15 protein-coding genes are annotated in these 16,139 nt (G+C 61.5%); 8 read left to right on the top strand and 7 right to left on the bottom strand.

Going from position 1 to position 16,139, the window contains the following annotated elements; genetic code table 11:
- Nucleotides 1–22 precede the first annotated feature (22 nt).
- The 4 genes from BO74_RS15065 to BO74_RS15050 all read right to left on the bottom strand — a co-directional run bounded on the left by BO74_RS15065 (nucleotide 23) and on the right by BO74_RS15050 (nucleotide 6,467).
- A complete protein-coding gene (locus tag BO74_RS15065) occupies nucleotides 23–1,120 on the bottom strand; it encodes a 3-deoxy-7-phosphoheptulonate synthase (protein WP_496443201.1) in 1,098 nt (365 codons plus the stop codon).
- Entirely contained in the window at nucleotides 1,117–4,545 is a 3,429-nt protein-coding gene (gene mfd, locus BO74_RS15060) for a transcription-repair coupling factor (protein ID WP_496443217.1), read from the bottom strand. The genes BO74_RS15065 and mfd overlap by 4 nt, the downstream gene beginning before the upstream one ends.
- 127 nt (nucleotides 4,546–4,672) lie before the next feature.
- Nucleotides 4,673–5,572 carry a sugar phosphate isomerase/epimerase family protein gene (locus BO74_RS15055; RefSeq protein WP_496443200.1) on the bottom strand — a complete coding sequence of 300 codons (900 nt, stop codon included), beginning with the start codon at nucleotides 5,570–5,572 and terminating at the stop codon, nucleotides 4,673–4,675.
- Between the two features lie 10 nt (nucleotides 5,573–5,582).
- Nucleotides 5,583–6,467: a VOC family protein gene (locus BO74_RS15050; protein ID WP_496443199.1), complete on the bottom strand. Its 885-nt coding sequence runs from the start codon at nucleotides 6,465–6,467 to the stop codon at nucleotides 5,583–5,585.
- 292 nt (nucleotides 6,468–6,759) lie between these two features.
- Between BO74_RS15050 and BO74_RS15045 the strand changes: the two genes are divergently transcribed.
- Complete coding sequence (locus tag BO74_RS15045; RefSeq protein WP_496443198.1) at nucleotides 6,760–7,143, top strand: sirohydrochlorin chelatase; 384 nt, start codon at nucleotides 6,760–6,762, stop codon at nucleotides 7,141–7,143.
- 58 nt (nucleotides 7,144–7,201) lie between these two features.
- Here the strand turns inward: BO74_RS15045 and BO74_RS15040 are convergent, their stop codons facing one another.
- Nucleotides 7,202–7,957, bottom strand: a complete 756-nt coding sequence (locus BO74_RS15040) for a fused MFS/spermidine synthase (protein ID WP_496443197.1) — start codon at nucleotides 7,955–7,957, stop codon at nucleotides 7,202–7,204.
- A gap of 109 nt (nucleotides 7,958–8,066) precedes the next feature.
- Between BO74_RS15040 and BO74_RS15035 the strand changes: the two genes are divergently transcribed.
- Nucleotides 8,067–9,074 (top strand): serine/threonine protein kinase, encoded by a 1,008-nt coding sequence (locus BO74_RS15035; RefSeq protein ID WP_496443196.1) that lies wholly within the window; start codon nucleotides 8,067–8,069, stop codon nucleotides 9,072–9,074.
- A 27-nt stretch (nucleotides 9,075–9,101) separates the two neighbouring features.
- Complete coding sequence (locus tag BO74_RS15030) at nucleotides 9,102–9,551, top strand: RbsD/FucU family protein (RefSeq protein ID WP_496443195.1); 450 nt, start codon at nucleotides 9,102–9,104, stop codon at nucleotides 9,549–9,551.
- 7 nt (nucleotides 9,552–9,558) lie between these two features.
- Here BO74_RS15030 and BO74_RS15025 read toward each other — a convergent pair whose 3' ends face one another.
- Complete coding sequence (locus BO74_RS15025) at nucleotides 9,559–10,449, bottom strand: LysR substrate-binding domain-containing protein (RefSeq protein WP_496443194.1); 891 nt, start codon at nucleotides 10,447–10,449, stop codon at nucleotides 9,559–9,561.
- Nucleotides 10,450–10,632: 183 nt separating this feature from the next.
- On the opposite strand from BO74_RS15025, the gene BO74_RS15020 reads away from it, so the two are divergent.
- The 5 genes from BO74_RS15020 (at nucleotide 10,633) to BO74_RS15000 (ending at nucleotide 15,627) form a co-directional block, all read left to right on the top strand.
- Complete coding sequence (locus tag BO74_RS15020) at nucleotides 10,633–11,565, top strand: DMT family transporter (RefSeq protein ID WP_496443193.1); 933 nt, start codon at nucleotides 10,633–10,635, stop codon at nucleotides 11,563–11,565.
- Between the two features lie 16 nt (nucleotides 11,566–11,581).
- Entirely contained in the window at nucleotides 11,582–12,499 is a 918-nt protein-coding gene (locus tag BO74_RS15015; RefSeq protein WP_496443192.1) for a DMT family transporter, read from the top strand.
- Nucleotides 12,500–12,760: 261 nt separating this feature from the next.
- Nucleotides 12,761–13,765 carry a site-specific integrase gene (locus BO74_RS15010; RefSeq protein ID WP_496443191.1) on the top strand — a complete coding sequence of 335 codons (1,005 nt, stop codon included), beginning with the start codon at nucleotides 12,761–12,763 and terminating at the stop codon, nucleotides 13,763–13,765.
- A gap of 633 nt (nucleotides 13,766–14,398) precedes the next feature.
- The gene (locus tag BO74_RS15005; RefSeq protein ID WP_496443190.1) at nucleotides 14,399–14,827 is read left to right on the top strand and encodes a hypothetical protein; all 429 of its coding nucleotides are present in this window, start codon (nucleotides 14,399–14,401) and stop codon (nucleotides 14,825–14,827) included.
- Between the two features lie 11 nt (nucleotides 14,828–14,838).
- Entirely contained in the window at nucleotides 14,839–15,627 is a 789-nt protein-coding gene (locus BO74_RS15000) for a hypothetical protein (RefSeq protein ID WP_496443189.1), read from the top strand.
- Nucleotides 15,628–15,687: 60 nt separating this feature from the next.
- Here the strand turns inward: BO74_RS15000 and BO74_RS14995 are convergent, their stop codons facing one another.
- On the bottom strand, nucleotides 15,688–16,062 hold the full coding sequence (locus BO74_RS14995) for an HVO_A0114 family putative DNA-binding protein (RefSeq protein ID WP_496443188.1): 375 nt from the start codon (nucleotides 16,060–16,062) through the stop codon (nucleotides 15,688–15,690).
- Nucleotides 16,063–16,139 lie beyond the last annotated feature (77 nt).

Genomic DNA, 16,139 nt, shown 5'->3' with positions numbered 1-16,139 from the left:
TCCTTGGTGATGTCTGTTTGATTTATTGATGGCGCTTCGGAAGGACGTCGCGCAGGTGGGTGGCCGCTTCACGCAGCATGGTTTCGGTCGTCTCCCAGCCGACGCAGGCGTCGGTGACCGAACAGCCGTAGCGCAGCAGGGCGAGGTTTTGCGGAATGGGCTGGTTGCCGGCGACGAGGTTCGACTCGATCATCACACCGGCCAGCGAGGTGTTGCCGAAGCGGATCTGGTTGATGACGTCGGACATGACCAGCGGCTGCAGTTCGGGATTCTTGTAGCTGTTGGCGTGCGAGCAATCGACGACGATGTTGGCGGGCAGCTTGGCCTTGCGCAGCGCTTCCTCGGCGATGCGCACGCTGACCGTGTCGTAATTGGGGCGGCCGTCGCCGCCGCGCAGGACGATGTGTCCGTAGGGGTTGCCGCGGGTGCGTACGATCGAGGTGTGACCCTCGCCGTTGATCCCCAAAAAGCTGTGCGGACGCGATGCGGAAAGGATGGCGTTGACCGCGATGCCGACGTCGCCGTTGGTCGCGTTCTTGAAGCCGACGGGGGTGGAGAGGCCGGAGGCGATCTCGCGGTGCGTCTGCGATTCGGTGGTGCGCGCGCCGATGGCGGTCCAGGCGATCAGGTCGCCGAGGTATTGCGGCGAGATCGGGTCGAGCGCTTCGGTGCCGGCGGGCAGGCCGATTTCGGCGACGTCGCGCAGGAATTTGCGCGCCAGTTCCATGCCCTTGTTGATGTTGAACGAGTCGTCCATGTCCGGATCGTTGATGAACCCTTTCCAGCCGGTGGTGGTACGCGGCTTTTCGAAGTACACGCGCATGACCAGCAGCAGCGTATCGCTCAACTCGTCGGAGAGTTTCTTCAAGCGGCGCGCGTAGTCGAGGCCCGCTGCCGGATCGTGGATCGAGCAGGGTCCGACGACGACGAACAGGCGAGGATCCTTGCGGTCGAGGATGTTGCGCAGCGCCTCGCGGCCGTGCATGACGGTTTGCGTGGCCTTGTCCGACAGCGGCACGCGGGCGTGGATTTCCTCGGGCGAGGGCATCGCGTCGAAATCGGTGACGTTGACGTTCTCGATGTCCGGCGTGGCGATGTTGGTCTTGTCAGGATGGTTCATGGCTTCAGTTGTTTCAGCAGTTCCTTGACGGCGGCGACGCGGTCGGCCAGCGTCGGGCAGTTACGGGTGAGCGAGAGTTTATCCTGTCCGGCCAGCTTGTAGTTCCGGTTCTTCTGGATCAGGTTGATGATGACGATCGGCTCGATCGGCGGCGCTTTCTCGAACTGCACCGTCACGCCCGATGCCGTGGCGTCGAGCTTGACGATGCCGAGCGGCTTGCTCAGCAGGCGCAGGCGGTGGCTTTCCAGAAGCGACTGGGCCTGCGGTGGCAGTTCGCCGAAGCGGTCGACGAGTTCCTCCTGCATTGCGCTCACGTCGTTGAGCGAATCGCAGTTGGCAAAACGCTTGTACAGCGTCAGCCGTTCGTGCACGTCCGGCGCGTAGTCATTCGGCAGCAGCGCCGGTGTGTGCAGGTTGATCTCGGTGGCGATGCCGAGCGGTTCGAGCAGATCCGGTTCCTTGCCTTGGCGCAGTGCGCTGACGGCGCGGTTGAGCATTTCGGTGTACAGGTTGAAACCGATTTCCTGCATCGAGCCGGACTGGTTCTCGCCGAGCACTTCGCCGGCGCCGCGGATTTCTAGGTCGTGCATGGCGAGGTAGAAGCCGGCGCCCAGCTCGTCCATCATCTGGATCGCTTCGAGGCGTTGTTTCGCCTGCTTGGTCAGCCCCGAGGTTCCATCCGCTTCGCCGTGCGTCAGCAGGTAGGCATAAGCCTGGTGGTGCGAGCGACCGACACGGCCGCGCAGCTGGTGCAACTGGGCGAGGCCGAACTTGTCGGCGCGGTTGATGACGATGGTGTTGGCGTGCGGGTTGTCGATGCCCGTCTCGATGATCGTCGTGCACAACAGCAGATTGGCGCGCTGCTGCGTGAAGTCGCGCATCACGCGCTCCAGTTCGCGCTCGTTCATCTGGCCGTGGCCGACGACGATGCGCGCTTCCGGCAGGAGCTTGGTCAGCTTGTCGCGCATGTTCTCGATGGTGTCGACCTCGTTGTGCAGGAAGTACACCTGCCCGCCGCGCTTGAATTCGCGCAACAGCGCCTCGCGGATGATGCCGTCGGAGAAGCGCGAGACGAAGGTCTTGATCGCGAGGCGTTTCTGTGGCGCGGTGGCGATCACCGAGAAGTCGCGCAGTCCTTCGAGCGACATGCCCAGGGTACGCGGGATCGGCGTCGCGGTCAGCGTCAGCACGTCGACCTCGGCGCGCAGGGCTTTCAGCGCCTCCTTCTGGCGCACGCCGAAGCGGTGTTCCTCGTCGATGATGACCAGGCCGAGACGGGTGAAAGTCACGTCCTTCTGCAGCAGCTTGTGCGTACCGATGACGATGTCGATCTTGCCTTCGGCGAGTTCCTTCAGTGCTTGCGTCGTTTCCTTGGCCGTCTTGAAGCGCGACAGTTCGGCGATCTTGATCGGCCAGTCGGCAAAGCGGTCGCTGAAAGTCTGGAAATGCTGTTCGCAGAGCAGGGTGGTCGGGCACAGCACGGCGACCTGCTTGCCGCCGGCCACCGCGCAGAACGCGGCACGCAAGGCGACCTCGGTCTTGCCGAAGCCGACGTCGCCGCAGACGAGGCGATCCATCGGCTTGCCGGACTTCATGTCGGTGATCACCGCTTCGATGGCGGCGGCCTGATCGACGGTTTCCTCGAAGCCGAAACCGTCGGCGAAGGCTTCGTAGTCGTGTACGGTGAATTCGAAGGCGTGGCCCTGACGGGCAGCGCGGCGGGCGTAGAGCGCGAGCAGTTCGGCCGCGGTGTCGCGTGCCTGCAGCGCCGCCTTGCGCTTCGCCTTCTCCCACTGTTGCGAGCCAAGCGTGTGCAGCGGTGCGGCATCCGGGTCGGCGCCGGAATAGCGCGAGATGACGTGCAGTTGCGACACCGGCACGTAGAGCTTGGCGTCGTTGGCGTAATGCAGTTCGAGGAACTCCATGTCGCCTTCGCCGAGGTCCATGTGGATCAGCCCCTGATAGCGAGCGATGCCATGCTGCTCGTGCACCACCGGGTCGCCGACTTTCAGCTCGGTCAGGTCGCGCAGCCAGTTGTCGAGCGAGGCCTTTTTCTGTGCCGCGTGGCGTGTGCGGCGAGTCGGGCTGCCGGCGTAGAGTTCCGTTTCGGTGATGAAGGCGATCTGGTCGAACACGAAACCTTCGTGCAGCGGCGCGACGCCGAGCGCCACCTTGGCGTCACCGGCGAGGAAGCCGGAAAGGTCGGCGCTGGCTTCCGGCCGCAGGCCGTATTCGGCGAACAGGTCGGCCAGCGTCTCGCGCCGGCCGGCCGATTCGGCGAGCAAAAGCGTTCTGCCGGGGAAGGTGTCGATGAACGACTTGAGTTTGGCAAGCGGATCGTCGGCGCGGCGGTCGACGGCCACCGGTGACACGGCGGTCGTCGGGCCGTCGTCGCCCTTGGCAAGCACCAGTCGCGTGTAGGGCTTGGCGGCGGTGAAGAAGGCTTCTTCGTCGAGGAACAGGTCCGACGGCGGCAGCAGCGGCCGGCTTTTCTCGCCGGAAAGCATGTCGAAGCGCGATTGCGCGTCGCGCCAGAAATCGCGCAAGGCTTCGGGCACGCCGCCGTGCAGGCAGAGCGAGGCGTCCTGCGGCAGGTAGTCGAACAGCGTCGCCGTTTCGTCGAAGAAGAGCGGCAGCCAGTATTCGATGCCGGCCGAGGGGATGCCGCTGGAAATGTCCTTGTAGATGCCCGACTTGGCGGGGTCGCCCTCGAACGTTTCGCGGAAGCGCTGGCGGAAGCGGGCGCGGCCCTTGTCGTCCAGCGGGAACTCGCGCGCCGGCAAGAGGCGGATTTCCGGCACCGGGTAGAGCGTGCGCTGGGTGTCGACGTCGAAGGTCTTGATGCTTTCGATCTCGTCGTCGAAAAGGTCGAGGCGGTAGGGCAGCGCCGAGCCCATCGGATAGAGGTCGACGAGTCCGCCGCGGATCGAGTATTCGCCCGGCGAGACGACGTTGGAGACGTTGGTGTAGCCGGCCAGTGTCAACTGGGCGCGGAAGGCGTCGGCGTCGAGCGTCTCGCCCTTTTGCAGGAAGAAGGTGTAGGCCGCGAGGTAGGCCGGCGGCGCGAAACGGTAGGCTGCCGTCGACGCTGGCACCAGCAGCACATCGCAGTCGCCGCGCGTGACGCTGTAGAGCGTGGCGAGGCGTTCGGAAACGAGGTCGTGGTGGGGCGAGAAGCTGTCGTAGGGCAGCGTTTCCCAGTCCGGCAGCAGACGCACTTTGAGGCCGGGGGCGAACCACGGGAGCTCGTCGAGCAGACGCTGCGCGTCACCGGCGCTGGCCGTGAGGACGGCGAGCATCCCCTTGCGCGCGTTGGCCAGTTGCGCCAGCACGAGGGCGTCGGACGAACCGGAATACGAGGGGAGCTGGGTACGTTCGCCGGCCTTTGCGACGGGCAAGGCAACGGCGGGGAGCGGGACGGGCAGGTGGGTTGCAGCGGCTGGCTGCGGCTTGGCGTGAGGCACGGCGACAATCAGACGGGTCGGAAAAGCCGTCTATTATAGTTCCGCACGATCGGCCGGGTTCTCGCCGGCCGAATTCGGCTCGTGGGGGTCAGCCCGGCAGGTGAAGTTTGGCGGTGCGCAGGCGTTCCACGTTCGGCACCGGCAGCGTGCGTCGCAGGACCGTTTCGCCGAGCCACTCGGCGGAATGACGGGCGCGGTCGGCAATGGTTTCGGCGGGCATCTGGAGGTAGTCGGTGTTGTAGACGTCGAAGCTGTAGTCGCCGAGGTAGCCCATTTCTTCCAGCTTGACGATGAACCTGGCGATCGATTCGCTGTGGGCGCCTTCGCCGGGAAAAACGCGGAAGTGCGCGGCGGTTGACGCCTGTTCTTCGGTCGAGCGAATCTCTTGAATCATGAAGTCGGAGAGTTGCACGAGGAAGATCTGGTCGGGAAAGACCAGGTCGAGGTCGTCGAGCGGAACACCCGCGGCAATGACGTCGAAGGCATCCATCGCCAGGCCGAGGTTCGGGCAGTTTGCCAGTGAGATGATCTCGGCCGCGGCGGAAAAATCGCGGACGGTGCGGCTCCAGGATAGTCCCTTGAAGGCGATGCGGATACCCATCGGCAGCGCCAGAACGGCGAGCTTGCGCAGGTCGCGGGCGATCTTGTCCGGGTCGATGTCGGCGTGAACCGATGACGAGGCCTCGGTAAGCAGTACGCGGCTGCCGATGCGGCTGCACAACTGCAGCATCGACTTGGCGACATCGACCTTGTAGTCGTGCAGCTTGCCGTCGAGGCCCTCGAAATCGCGCAGCGCTTCGAGGCCGGTGACCCGCAGGCCGCTGTTGCGGATGGTCTGGACGGCGGCTTCGGTGCTGACCGGGTGCCCGACGATGTCCGTCGCCGAGATCATGGCGTGGGTGAAACCGGACTGGCGCGCGGCCGCCAGGCGGGTTTCCAGCGATCCGGCCATGGAAGCGCTGTCGATCCCGAAATCGTTGAAATTCATCGGCACGGCGTCACTTCCCGTCGTCAGTATGGACCAGCTCGAACATCACGCCGCCGAGCATGGAGGCCGTCAGGGCGCCGCGTTCGGAGGTATGAACCTTGTCGGTCGAAAGGAACTCGATGCCCCGCTTCTCCAGTTCCCGTGCCGTGCCGACCACATCCGGTGTGCCGAGGCCGATACGCTGGAAATGCTCTTCCATCGGCGCGAACTGCGCAGCGCCATCAGGCTCGATGAGCTGCAGATAGAATTTTCCACACGGGCTTTGCAGCAGGAGGCCCTTGGGCATGATGCCGAAACGCGTGGTGTCGGGGAGCGGCCGGAAACCCAGAATCTGCCCGTAGAACTCCGCCCAGTCCAGCGTCCGGTCGACTCCGACGTACTGCACGAGGCCGAAGTAGTGCATGTCGTGGATCGCTGGCGGATTGGGGTCGGCGCCGGGAATGACGCGGAAGTCGATGTCGAAGATGGAGAATTCGTCGTAGCGGTCAACGAAGTAGATCAGGCTCTCGCCCACGCCGTGGATGGCCGGAATGTTCAGTTCGATGGCGCGGGCGTGGACCGGGATTTCCCAGCCGCCGAGATCGAGCGCGCGGCGGAAGGCGGCAGCAGCGTCGCGCACGCGGATGGCCATCGCGCTGATGACCGGGCGTTCATCCGGGTTGACGGTGCGCGGGATGTCCGCTGGGTGGGAATTGACGACGAGGTTCATCGACCCTTGGCGGTACAGTTCGATTTCCCGCGAGCGGTGCCGGGCCACCAGCCGGAAACCGAGGCGTTCGAGTACGCCGCCGAGGGCCTGCGGCTTGGAGGTGGCAAACTCGATGTACTCGATGCCGTCCATCCCGATCGGGTTCTGTGGTTCCGGGACCGATTCGCGATCTGTTGCGTTGTCCATTGTGGCTCCTGGTTCGTTGCGCCGTCGCGGCTGCGGGGTTGTTCCGGGCGTTTTCCGGCCAGTTTTCCGCGCTCGGGCAAACGTCGTGGGGGATAGTCGGGAGCCCTTTGGCGGCGGCTCCACGTCCTGAAAGCGATTCGCGGAAACTGGATCAATTCTAAAGGCTGGCCAGACCAATAGGCAATCCCGTTTGCGCTAGAATCGTCGCTTTTTCGGAGCCCGGCGGCGGGTGTTGTCCGGGCGGTGCGGCGGAGTGATCCAGCCGCTTTCTTGTCTCTTGAAGGAATCCAGAATGGCTGATACCGCATTTATCCTGATCGCGCATGGTGCGCGCGAACCTGCGTGGGCGTTGCCCTTGCGTCGCGTGAGCGATGCCGTCGTGGCACAGGCGCCCGAATTGCGTGTCGAACTGGCGTTCATGGAACTCATGCCGCCGAATCTCGGCGAGTGCGCGGAAAAACTGATGGCGGAAGGCTACAAGCGCATTCTCGTGGTGCCGCTGTTCATCGCCCGTGGCGGCCATTTGATGCGCGATATTCCAGAGGAACTGGCGGCGCTGCACGAAGCGCACCCCGACGTGACCTTCGAGCTGTCGGCGCCGGTCGGCGAGTCCGATGCGGTGGTGCAGGCCATGGCCGCCCACGTGCTGAATATGGCGCAGCAGGGGAAACGCTGAAATACCCGCCATTCCGGCCTTCGCCGGAATGGCGAATCTCCAATAAATCAGCACTCCCCTAAAAAACCAGCCGGTTCTTTAGCAGGCAGCCTTCGTCGCGCAGGCGGTGCACCGTCGGCGTGAGGTTCAGGCCGGTTTCCTTGCGCAGCGCGTCGGCGCGCGCCAGCAACTCGTCGATCGTGGTGTCCACTGGCTCTCCGCCGCGGGCGAAAGCGATGGCGTTGCCGCTGTCGCAGGAGGGAAAGACGAAAGCCTGATCGTCGAAGGCGCAGGCAATGCGGTTCTTGCTTGCGGCAAAGCCGCGGCTGCGACCGAGTAGATTGACGCAGAACAAACCCCGGTCGCTCAGCCTGGCCCGGGAGGCCTGATAGAACGGTTCGGTATCGAGCACGCCGGCCTTGCCGTTCTTGTCGAAGCCGTCTACGAGGATGTAGTCGTACTGCCCGCCATCCTGCAAGAGAAAACGAGCACCGTCGCCGATGACCACGCGCAGCCGCAACGGATCGTCGGGCAGCTTGAAGTGCAGGCGCGCGACGACCTCGACCTGCGGGTCGATTTCGACGACCGTGATGCGCGCGTGCGGCAGCTTGTGGTAGATGAACTTGGCGAGCGACCCGGCGCCCAGACCCACCAGCAGGACGTCGCGCGGCCACGGCGCCTCGCGCAGCAGCAGACCGGCCATCATCTCGCGGGTGTAGGCCAGTTCGAGGGCGTTCGGGCGCTGGATGCGCATCGCGCCCTGGATCCATTCGGCGCTGAAGTAGAGGTAACGGACGCCGGCTTGTTCGAGGATTTCGATCGAGTTGCTGCTCATTGGGGGAAGGTCTCTGTGTGTCAAGCGCCGAATGTTAGCGCGCCAGGCATCGGGGAACCAGCGGCGGCGGTGTATCCTGCACGGTCACGGTCCTTTTGCGGAGATGCCCATGCTTGCCGATGCGCTCGCGGCGACACCGTTTTCCACGCTGACCCCGGATTCCCTGCTTGATGCCGTCGAGAGCGTCGGCCTGCAGCCCGACGGACGGCTGCTGGCCCTGAACAGCTACGAAAACCGCGTCTATCAGGTGTACATGGAAGAGGGGTCGCCGCGGGTGGTGAAGTTTTATCGCGCCGGGCGCTGGTCGGACGCGGCAATCCAGGAGGAACACGCCTTTTCGGCGGAGTTGGCCGCAGGCGAGTTGCCGGTCGTCGCGCCGCTGTCGATCGACGGGCAGACATTGCATCACCACGGCGACCTGCGCTTCGCAGTCTTTCCCCGACAGGGCGGGCGAGCGCCGGAATTCGACCGCAGCGAGACACGGGAGTGGATGGGGCGCTTCATCGGGCGCATCCACGCCATCGGCGAAATCCGCGCGTTCAGCGAACGCGGCGAAATCAATGTGCACAGCTTCGGCGAGGAGCCGCGCGACTATCTGCGGCATGGCCGGTTTCTTCCGCACGATCTGGCGGCCGTCTATTTCGGCGTTGTCGATCAGGCGCTCGACGGCGTGCGCCGCTGCTATGACCGAGCTGGCGACGTCGCGCGGCTGCGCCTGCATGGCGACTGCCATGTGGGGAACGTGCTGTGGGTTGAAGAAGGGCAAGGCAGCGGGCCGTGGTTCGTCGATTTCGACGATGCGCGCATGGGGCCGGCGGTGCAGGATCTGTGGATGCTGTTGTCGGGGCCGCGCGAGGAGCAGTCCCGGCAACTGGCCGACGTCCTCGCCGGCTATGAGGATTTCCACGATTTCGACACGCGCGAACTGCACCTCGTGGAAGCCTTGCGCACGCTGCGGCTGATCCACTATGCTGGCTGGCTTGCGCGACGCTGGGACGATCCCGCCTTTCCCGCGGCGTTTCCGTGGTTCAACACCACACGCTATTGGGAAGAGCGGATTCTGGAATTGTGCGAACAGATTGCATTGATGCAGGAGCCGCCGCTGTGGTCGGCGTGACGATTATTCACGACAAGGGAGACTCGTATGTTGAAACGGATTCCGGCGTTCATGGACGCCGAACTGCTCTGGGTGTTGGCCGCGATGGGGCACGGCGACGAACTGGTGGTGGTCGACCGCAACTTCCCCTCGCATTCGGTCGCGGCCGAAACGACGACCGGCAAGTTGATCACCCTCGGCGGGATGAACGCGCCGGAAACGATCGCCGGCATCCTCGAACTGATGCCGCTGGATAATTTCGTCGACGCGCCGCTGTCGTGGATGGACCCGAGCGACAATCCGGGCGCCGTGCTGGAGGTGCATTCCGATGTGCTGGAGGTGTGCCGCCAGGCCGAAGGGCGCGACGTCGGCCATGCAGTAATCGAACGGCTGCATTTCTATACCCGCGCGCGCAAGTGCTTTGCCGTGGTGCAGAACAGCGAGAACCGCCCGTACGGCTGCTTCATCCTCAAGAAGGGCGTCGTGTTCGATAAATGAAATCCGGCTAGCTGGCGTTGCGCATACTGTCGAGCAGGGCGCGCACGGCCGCTGAACGTTCGAAGCGGCGGTGCACCACGATCAGGTTCGACGGCGTATCGATGCCGGCGATGGGGCGGTAGCAGACGCCCGGCAAACGCAGGTGGCGGACTGTTTCCGCGACGAGGCTGACGCCGAAACCGGCCGCGACAAGACTGACGAGCGTGGCGATTTCGGACACCTTCTGGGTGATGCGGGGCTCGAATCCCGCCGCACGGCCCAGATCGAGCAGGGCTTGCCCCATCCCCACGCCGGGCGGGTCGGCAAAAGCGAGGAACGCGTCATTGGCCAAGTCGGCCAGCGGGATCGTCTCTCTGGCGGCCAGGCGATGGGCTTCCGGCAGTGCGATGACAAGTCGCTGGCTGGATAGCGTGAAATAGTCGACATCTTCCAGCGTGTTTAACGGGACCGGATCGCGGATGATGGCGATGTCGAACTGTCGCGAGCGAACCGCGTCGATCTGCGTAAGGATTGGCGTTTCGTGCAGCGAGATGCGCACGCCGGGCCGATTCTTGCTGAAATCGGTGAGCAGGCGCGGAAAGCGCGGCTCGTACATCACCGAGCCGACGAGCCCGATGTCGATGTGTCCGGCTTCGCCGCGTGCCGTGTCCCTCGCGGTGCGCACTGCCTTTCCCGCGTGCGCCAGCGTTTCGCGTACCTCGTGGAGAAAGGCCGTGCCGGTTTCAGTCAGCGTGACGCTGCGTTTGGCGCGATGAAACAGCTGCGCGCCGAGTTGCTCTTCCAGGGATTTGATCTGCTGGCTCAGCGCCGGCTGGGCGATTCCCAGTTTTTCCGCAGCCCGGGCAAAGTGCAGTTCTTCGGCGGCGACGGCGAAATAGCGGAATTGGCGGAAATCCATGACGGTTAAAAGTTAATAAGAAAAAATTATCGATTTTATTGTATCAATGCAATTGATCGAAGTGTTTTATTCCGGATAATTCGCTTCAGCAGAACTCAACATTCTGCGGCGTATCAAGGAGCTTCCAACCCGTGGCTCGATACGCCTTTTTTTTTTGACATTCACCCTTTTGAAACTTTGAGCATGACGAGCCGTGCGCTGGATCATCATCCGTTCTTCTCCGACCGCAAGGCCGTCATGCTTCTGGCGACGCTGTGCTGCCTGCTCTGGGGCAGTTCGTATCCGGCGATCAAGAACGGTTTTGCGCTGTTTGCCATCCAGCCGGGCGACATGGCCGGCCGGCTGGTTTTCGCCGGCTGGCGCTGTGCCCTGGCCGGGGTGTTGCTGCTCGGCATCGCCATGGTTTCGGGTAAAAGCCTTGGTGCGCTGTCACGGCGAAACTGGCTGGAGGTGGGGGCGCTGGGGCTGTTGCAGACGGCCGTCATGTTCGTCTTCTTCTACCTGGGGCTGGCCTACACCACCGGCGTCAAGAGCTCGGTGCTCAACGGCACGGTGTCATTCTTCGGCGTGCTGCTCGCGCATTTCATCTACCACAACGACCGCCTGACCTGGGTCAAGAGCTTCGGCTGCCTGATCGGCTTTGCCGGGGTGCTGGTGGTGAACTTCAACCGGAGTCTTCTCGACTTCAGCTTCACGCTGATCGGCGAGGGCAGCATGATCCTCTCCGCCTTTTTCATGGCAGCCGGCATGGTGTATGGCAAGCGCGTTTCGCGGACGATGGATTCGAGCCTGATGACTGGCGGGCAGCTGACCTTCGGCGGTGCGGTGCTGTTGACGATCGGTTACGCGCTCGGCGCCGAGCTCGCGCCGGTGACGCTCGCGTCGTCGCTGATCCTCGGCTACCTCGTGCTGAACTCGTCGGTGGCCTACACGCTCTGGAGCGTGCTGCTCAAGTACAACCGGGTCGGCCTGGTCAGCGTGTTCAATTTTCTCGTGCCGATCTTCGGTGCGGTCCTCTCGGCGATCTTCCTTGGAGAAACCTTCCTGGAATGGAAAAACCTCGCCGCCCTGTTGCTCGTGTGCACCGGCATCTGGCTGGTGACGCTGGAAAAATGAAAAGAACCACGGAACCATGAACCCACAGTCCTTTTTCTCCGACCGTCGCGTTGTTGTCCTGCTCGCCTCGTTTTGCTGCTTCCTCTGGGGGAGCGCCTATCCGGCGATCAAGAACGGCTACGCGATGTTTGGCATCGCCGCCAACGACATTCCCTCGAAAATGGTGTTCGCCGGCTACCGCTTCGCCTTCGCCGGTCTGCTGCTGCTCATCTTCGCCCTGGCGACGCGGCGCAACATCTTCGTGATGAACGCCCGCAATTTGTTCTCGACCAGCCTGCTCGGGCTGACGCAGACTTCGCTGCAATACACCTTCTTCTACATCGGGCTGGCCTACACGACCGGTGTCAAGAGTTCGATCATGAACTCCACGGGCACCTTTTTCAGCGTCCTGCTGGCGCATTTCATCTATCACAACGACCGGCTCAGTCCGCTCAAGATTGCCGGCTGTCTGATCGGTTTTGTCGGCGTGATGGTGGTTAATTTCAGCCCCGATCTGCTCGACTTCAACTTCACGCTGCTCGGCGAGGGCTGCGTGGTGGTGGCCGCGTTCATCCTCTCGGCGGCGACGATCTACGGAAAGAAACTCTCGCAGACGATGGACTCCGTTGTCCTGACCGGTTATCAGCTCAGCATCGGCGGGGTGGCGCTCGTCGTGCTCGGGTACGCCACCGGCGGCACACTGACCGGCTTCACCCTGCAATCCACCGCGCTGATGGGCTACATGGTCCTGCTGTCCTCGGCCGCCTTCTCTCTGTGGACCGTGCTGCTCAAGTACAACCGCGTCGGGCTGGTCGCCGTGTTCAATTTCCTGATCCCGGTGTTCGGCGCGGTGCTCTCGGCGATCTTCCTCGGCGAGAGCATCCTCGAATGGAAGAACGTCGCGGCGCTGCTGCTCGTCTGCGGCGGAATCTGGCTGGTGACGCGGGAGCGCTGAGGGGCTGGGGCTTGCCGGTGGTGTTCCGCAAAAAAACCCGCTCGCGGCGGGTTTACACATCGTCAGTGTGCTGCTTTCTGGGCCGTCTGGCCTCCTCGACAGGAATCGAACCTGTATCTCACGCTTAGGAGGCGCGTGAATTAAATATACAAAACCCAGTATTGACGCGGATTGCGGCTAATATCAGAATAATAAAAATTGGTTTTGCGCCAATTTTGCGACAGTTAGAGAATTCTTATATTCTGATGTCTGGGGGTGTTTATGGCTGCAATCACACAGCGCGGAAAGTACTGGCAAGCCCGTGTCAGGCGTCACGGCTGGCCAGCTGAGACGAAGTCTTTTCAAACAAAGACGGCAGCGGAGATTTGGGCTCGTGATGTCGAGTCGAAGATGGACAGGGGAGTTTTTGCTTCGTTGGCCGACGCGGAACGGATGACGTTCTCGGATCTCGTTGGTAGATTCAAAGCCGAGTTTGCGCCGCACCATTACCGCGTTCGGGATGGCAACGAGACCTGGCGTTTTCAGTGCGCGCGGCTTGAGTCGTGGTTCGGTGATTATGCGTTGGCGGCAATCGATCAGAATCTTGTCGCAAAGTTTCGTGATGATCGTTTGAATGTGGTTTCTGAAAGTTCCGTCAGGAAAGAGCTTTACATGCTTTCAAAGATTCTCGGCTTTGGCGAGGCTGAATGCGGCATCACTCTGCCGCGCGGGAATCCGGTCAACAAGATACGAAAACCGCGGGACAGCAAAGCGAGGGATCGGCGGCTAACGGCTGTTGAGTGGGAGAAGGTAGAGCAGGAATGTAAAAAAAGCAGGAATCCTTGGCTGGCTGCGGCGGTCACGTTCGCCGTTGAGACTGCCATGCGCCAGGGTGAAATGCTGTCGCTGGAATGGCGCCATATTGACAAGCAGCGCCGGTTGGCGCTGTTGCTGGATCCAGACAAGATAAAGACGGCGGAACCGCGCGCGGTTCCGCTCTCCAGTCGTGCGCTAGCGGCTTTAGAGACGCTTCCACGTGATTTGAAGGGGAGGGTATTCCCGTGCGAGCGTTTGACGCTTAAACGCGCTCTGGAGCGCGCCTGCGCGCGCGCTGGTGTCGCCGATTTCAGGTGGCATGATCTGCGGCATGAGGCTTTGTCACGTTTGGCTGAGCGTGGGGATTTTTCGGTTTTGGAGCTGGCGGCGGTTTCCGGGCACAAAACGCTTCAAATGCTGAAACGATATACACACCTTCAAGCTGAGAAGTTAGCGGAAAAATTGGGTTAAAGATATTGCCGCGGGGTATTTTTATTCATTTGAATTGTGATATTATGCATTCACGGTAGCTGGTGTTACCGATGCAAATGCATAAAGCCAGCCGTTTCAAATCTGGCACGTCTCGTGCCGACCCGGCGCTAGTTTTTTTGGCGCTGTGCATTTTTCGACGCTTTAAGCGTCCTCGTCGCGCCCTATTTTTTGGCAACTGCGTGACCTGAAAGCCGGGCTGCCGGTACGCCTTTTTTCCCGTTGCGGCGGGGGAAGGGCATGAAAAATGCAACACCAATCCCAGTTTGTTGAATTCGTTTCCGTTTTTTGTGGTGGGCAGCTTCGTTTGCCGCTCGCTCGAGCTTGCAAATTGGCGGGTTTACATCCGCAAAGCATTAAAAACGCTCGCGTTGACTCTCGTCGTTCTCTGCCTCTGCCGATCGCGCGCATCGGCGCGCGGCTGTACGTCAATGCCGCGGATTTATTTAACTTCCTCGGGGGTGAAGGGGCGTTCCCAGGCGGCGCGGCGCCGGTCTCACCACCTCCACCACCGGCGCCCGCCTTGCGGCGTGGCGCACCATCGGCCATGGAGAAGGCTGAGGCGGCGCGGCGCGGGGTGACAGTATCGCAACTGCGGCGGCAGGAGGTGCGGCCGTGATGCACTTCAACCGATATCCAGAAAGCATAATTAAAGAGATTGAGCGATTTGCGCCGGTCGCGCCGGTGTGGGCCTATGCGGCTCGCATAGACATAAATGACATTCGGCACCACATTGTCGAGGCTGTTTTGGCAGGATTGGATCCTGTGCGGGCTGTTCCGGCTGCCCTAAAAATCAGAAAAATCAACGGCGTTTGGCGGTCCGTTGATGCTGTTTGCATGGCCGGGGCGTTCGATCTGGAGCTGCATGATGCAGGCGACGCCGCGGCAGGGGATGATGTTGGGGCGGTCCGCGCCGAGGATGCCGACGGCATTAAAGACATCATGGAACGGGCGAGGATCGGCCGGCGTGCTGCGCAAATTCGCGTGAAAAAACAATGGGATGCGATGGCCGCGCAGGGCGATTTGTTCGCGGGGGTGGTATGAAGAGGTCTAGCATGCTGTCCCGAGTTTTTTTCCGCCGCCCTTCAATAAAGGATCTTGTGCCTGACCTGAAAATGGTTTTGGTAGTTTTGATTGTGGGCTGTGAGTCCCACGCGGGGACCTACCGGCCCGCGGGGTTGGCTGAGGACGCCGGCCTTGACGCGGCGGCGCTGGCTGGCGCGCTGCGCGACTTGGAGACGCGGGGTGAAATTCAAGTTGATAAAATGACAAATGAAATATTTATCACCTCGTTTTTCAGGGACAACACTTTTACCCTCCCAGCGCGGAAACGTCAGTTTTATGACGATTACATGCAAATCGAGTCGCCGACCTTACAGGAGGTGGTGCGGGAGGCAGTATTGAAGAATCCAGCCTGCGGCCTGTCTGAGAGTGATTTTATTAAAAATCAATCACTTACTTTCCAAGGGGAAGGGAAAGGGAAAGGGGAAGGTAAACCACTAACCACTACTGGTGGTGGTGTGGATAACTTTTTGGATGAGGTGGCGCAAACTGGAAATTTAACTGCTGCCCAAAAACAAATTTTGAGTGATGCAGCTGCAGGGGTGGTCGGTTTGCCTGTTTTAGACAAACGTCGACCAAAGAATATTAAAAAATGGCTGCTGGCAACAGCAGCAGCGATTAAAAATAATGAATTTGTTGAGACAGATTCTTATCTGGCCGCGCGTGCTGCAAGACAAGCGAAAGCGGCTGTGGATCCTGATCAACAAAAAAAAGATGAAGCGCTCCGCGAGCGGCAGAGACAAGAGTCGATCCAGGCCATGTGGTCCACCAAGAAAAAATAAGTTGACCAGACTGATGAAAAAGGCCGCGGCGCGGCCTTTTTCATTTCCTGTCCACGCCGATTAAGCCACCTCGGCCTGTAGGCTGAACCGATTGGCAGTTGCCCGGACTTCTTTCATGCGTCCGTGTCCAGGCAGTACCTTATCGGCAATCGTCACTAGCCCCGCCCGCTCCAGCTCATCAACGTCGCGCTTCACGGCGCTGCGGTCTCGATGCAGTCGTTCGGAAATCTGCGTAATCGATCCCGGCATTTCTTTCACTGCCCGGAACAGCGCCAGGCGAGCCGCCGTAATGAGCTTCATCACGTCAGCCGGGTCTTCAAAGCTGATAATGCGCTCATCAGGTAGCTGTTCGCCACGATCCGCCGCCTTGGCCAACTGACGGCCACGCTTGAAGAAATCTTCTTCCGTCCCGGTCTTGATGGTGAGCTTGGTCATTTGCTGTCCTTCAGTGCAATCCAGTCTTGTTCAAAACGATCTTCAGTGTCTTCGAAGCTGACAAACTCAATAGGTTC

The organism is Propionivibrio pelophilus DSM 12018 (genome assembly GCF_059569095.1).
The sequence above is the reverse complement of the archived record's forward strand: the minus strand, read 5'-3'. Positions and strand labels throughout refer to the sequence as shown.

Bases quoted from the DNA above. Each gene is read 5' to 3' on its own strand.
- BO74_RS15065 (WP_496443201.1), bottom strand. From the start codon at position 1,120: ATGAACCATCCTGACAAGACCAACATCGCCACGCCGGACATCGAGAAC.
- BO74_RS15055 (WP_496443200.1), bottom strand. From the start codon at position 5,572: ATGAATTTCAACGATTTCGGGATCGACAGCGCTTCCATGGCCGGATCG.
- BO74_RS15050 (WP_496443199.1), bottom strand. From the start codon at position 6,467: ATGGACAACGCAACAGATCGCGAATCGGTCCCGGAACCACAGAACCCG.
- BO74_RS15045 (WP_496443198.1), top strand. From the start codon at position 6,760: ATGGCTGATACCGCATTTATCCTGATCGCGCATGGTGCGCGCGAACCT.
- BO74_RS15040 (WP_496443197.1), bottom strand. From the start codon at position 7,957: ATGAGCAGCAACTCGATCGAAATCCTCGAACAAGCCGGCGTCCGTTAC.
- BO74_RS15035 (WP_496443196.1), top strand. From the start codon at position 8,067: ATGCTTGCCGATGCGCTCGCGGCGACACCGTTTTCCACGCTGACCCCG.
- BO74_RS15030 (WP_496443195.1), top strand. From the start codon at position 9,102: ATGTTGAAACGGATTCCGGCGTTCATGGACGCCGAACTGCTCTGGGTG.
- BO74_RS15025 (WP_496443194.1), bottom strand. From the start codon at position 10,449: ATGGATTTCCGCCAATTCCGCTATTTCGCCGTCGCCGCCGAAGAACTG.
- BO74_RS15020 (WP_496443193.1), top strand. From the start codon at position 10,633: ATGACGAGCCGTGCGCTGGATCATCATCCGTTCTTCTCCGACCGCAAG.
- BO74_RS15015 (WP_496443192.1), top strand. From the start codon at position 11,582: ATGAACCCACAGTCCTTTTTCTCCGACCGTCGCGTTGTTGTCCTGCTC.
- BO74_RS15010 (WP_496443191.1), top strand. From the start codon at position 12,761: ATGGCTGCAATCACACAGCGCGGAAAGTACTGGCAAGCCCGTGTCAGG.
- BO74_RS15000 (WP_496443189.1), top strand. From the start codon at position 14,839: ATGCTGTCCCGAGTTTTTTTCCGCCGCCCTTCAATAAAGGATCTTGTG.
- BO74_RS14995 (WP_496443188.1), bottom strand. From the start codon at position 16,062: ATGACCAAGCTCACCATCAAGACCGGGACGGAAGAAGATTTCTTCAAG.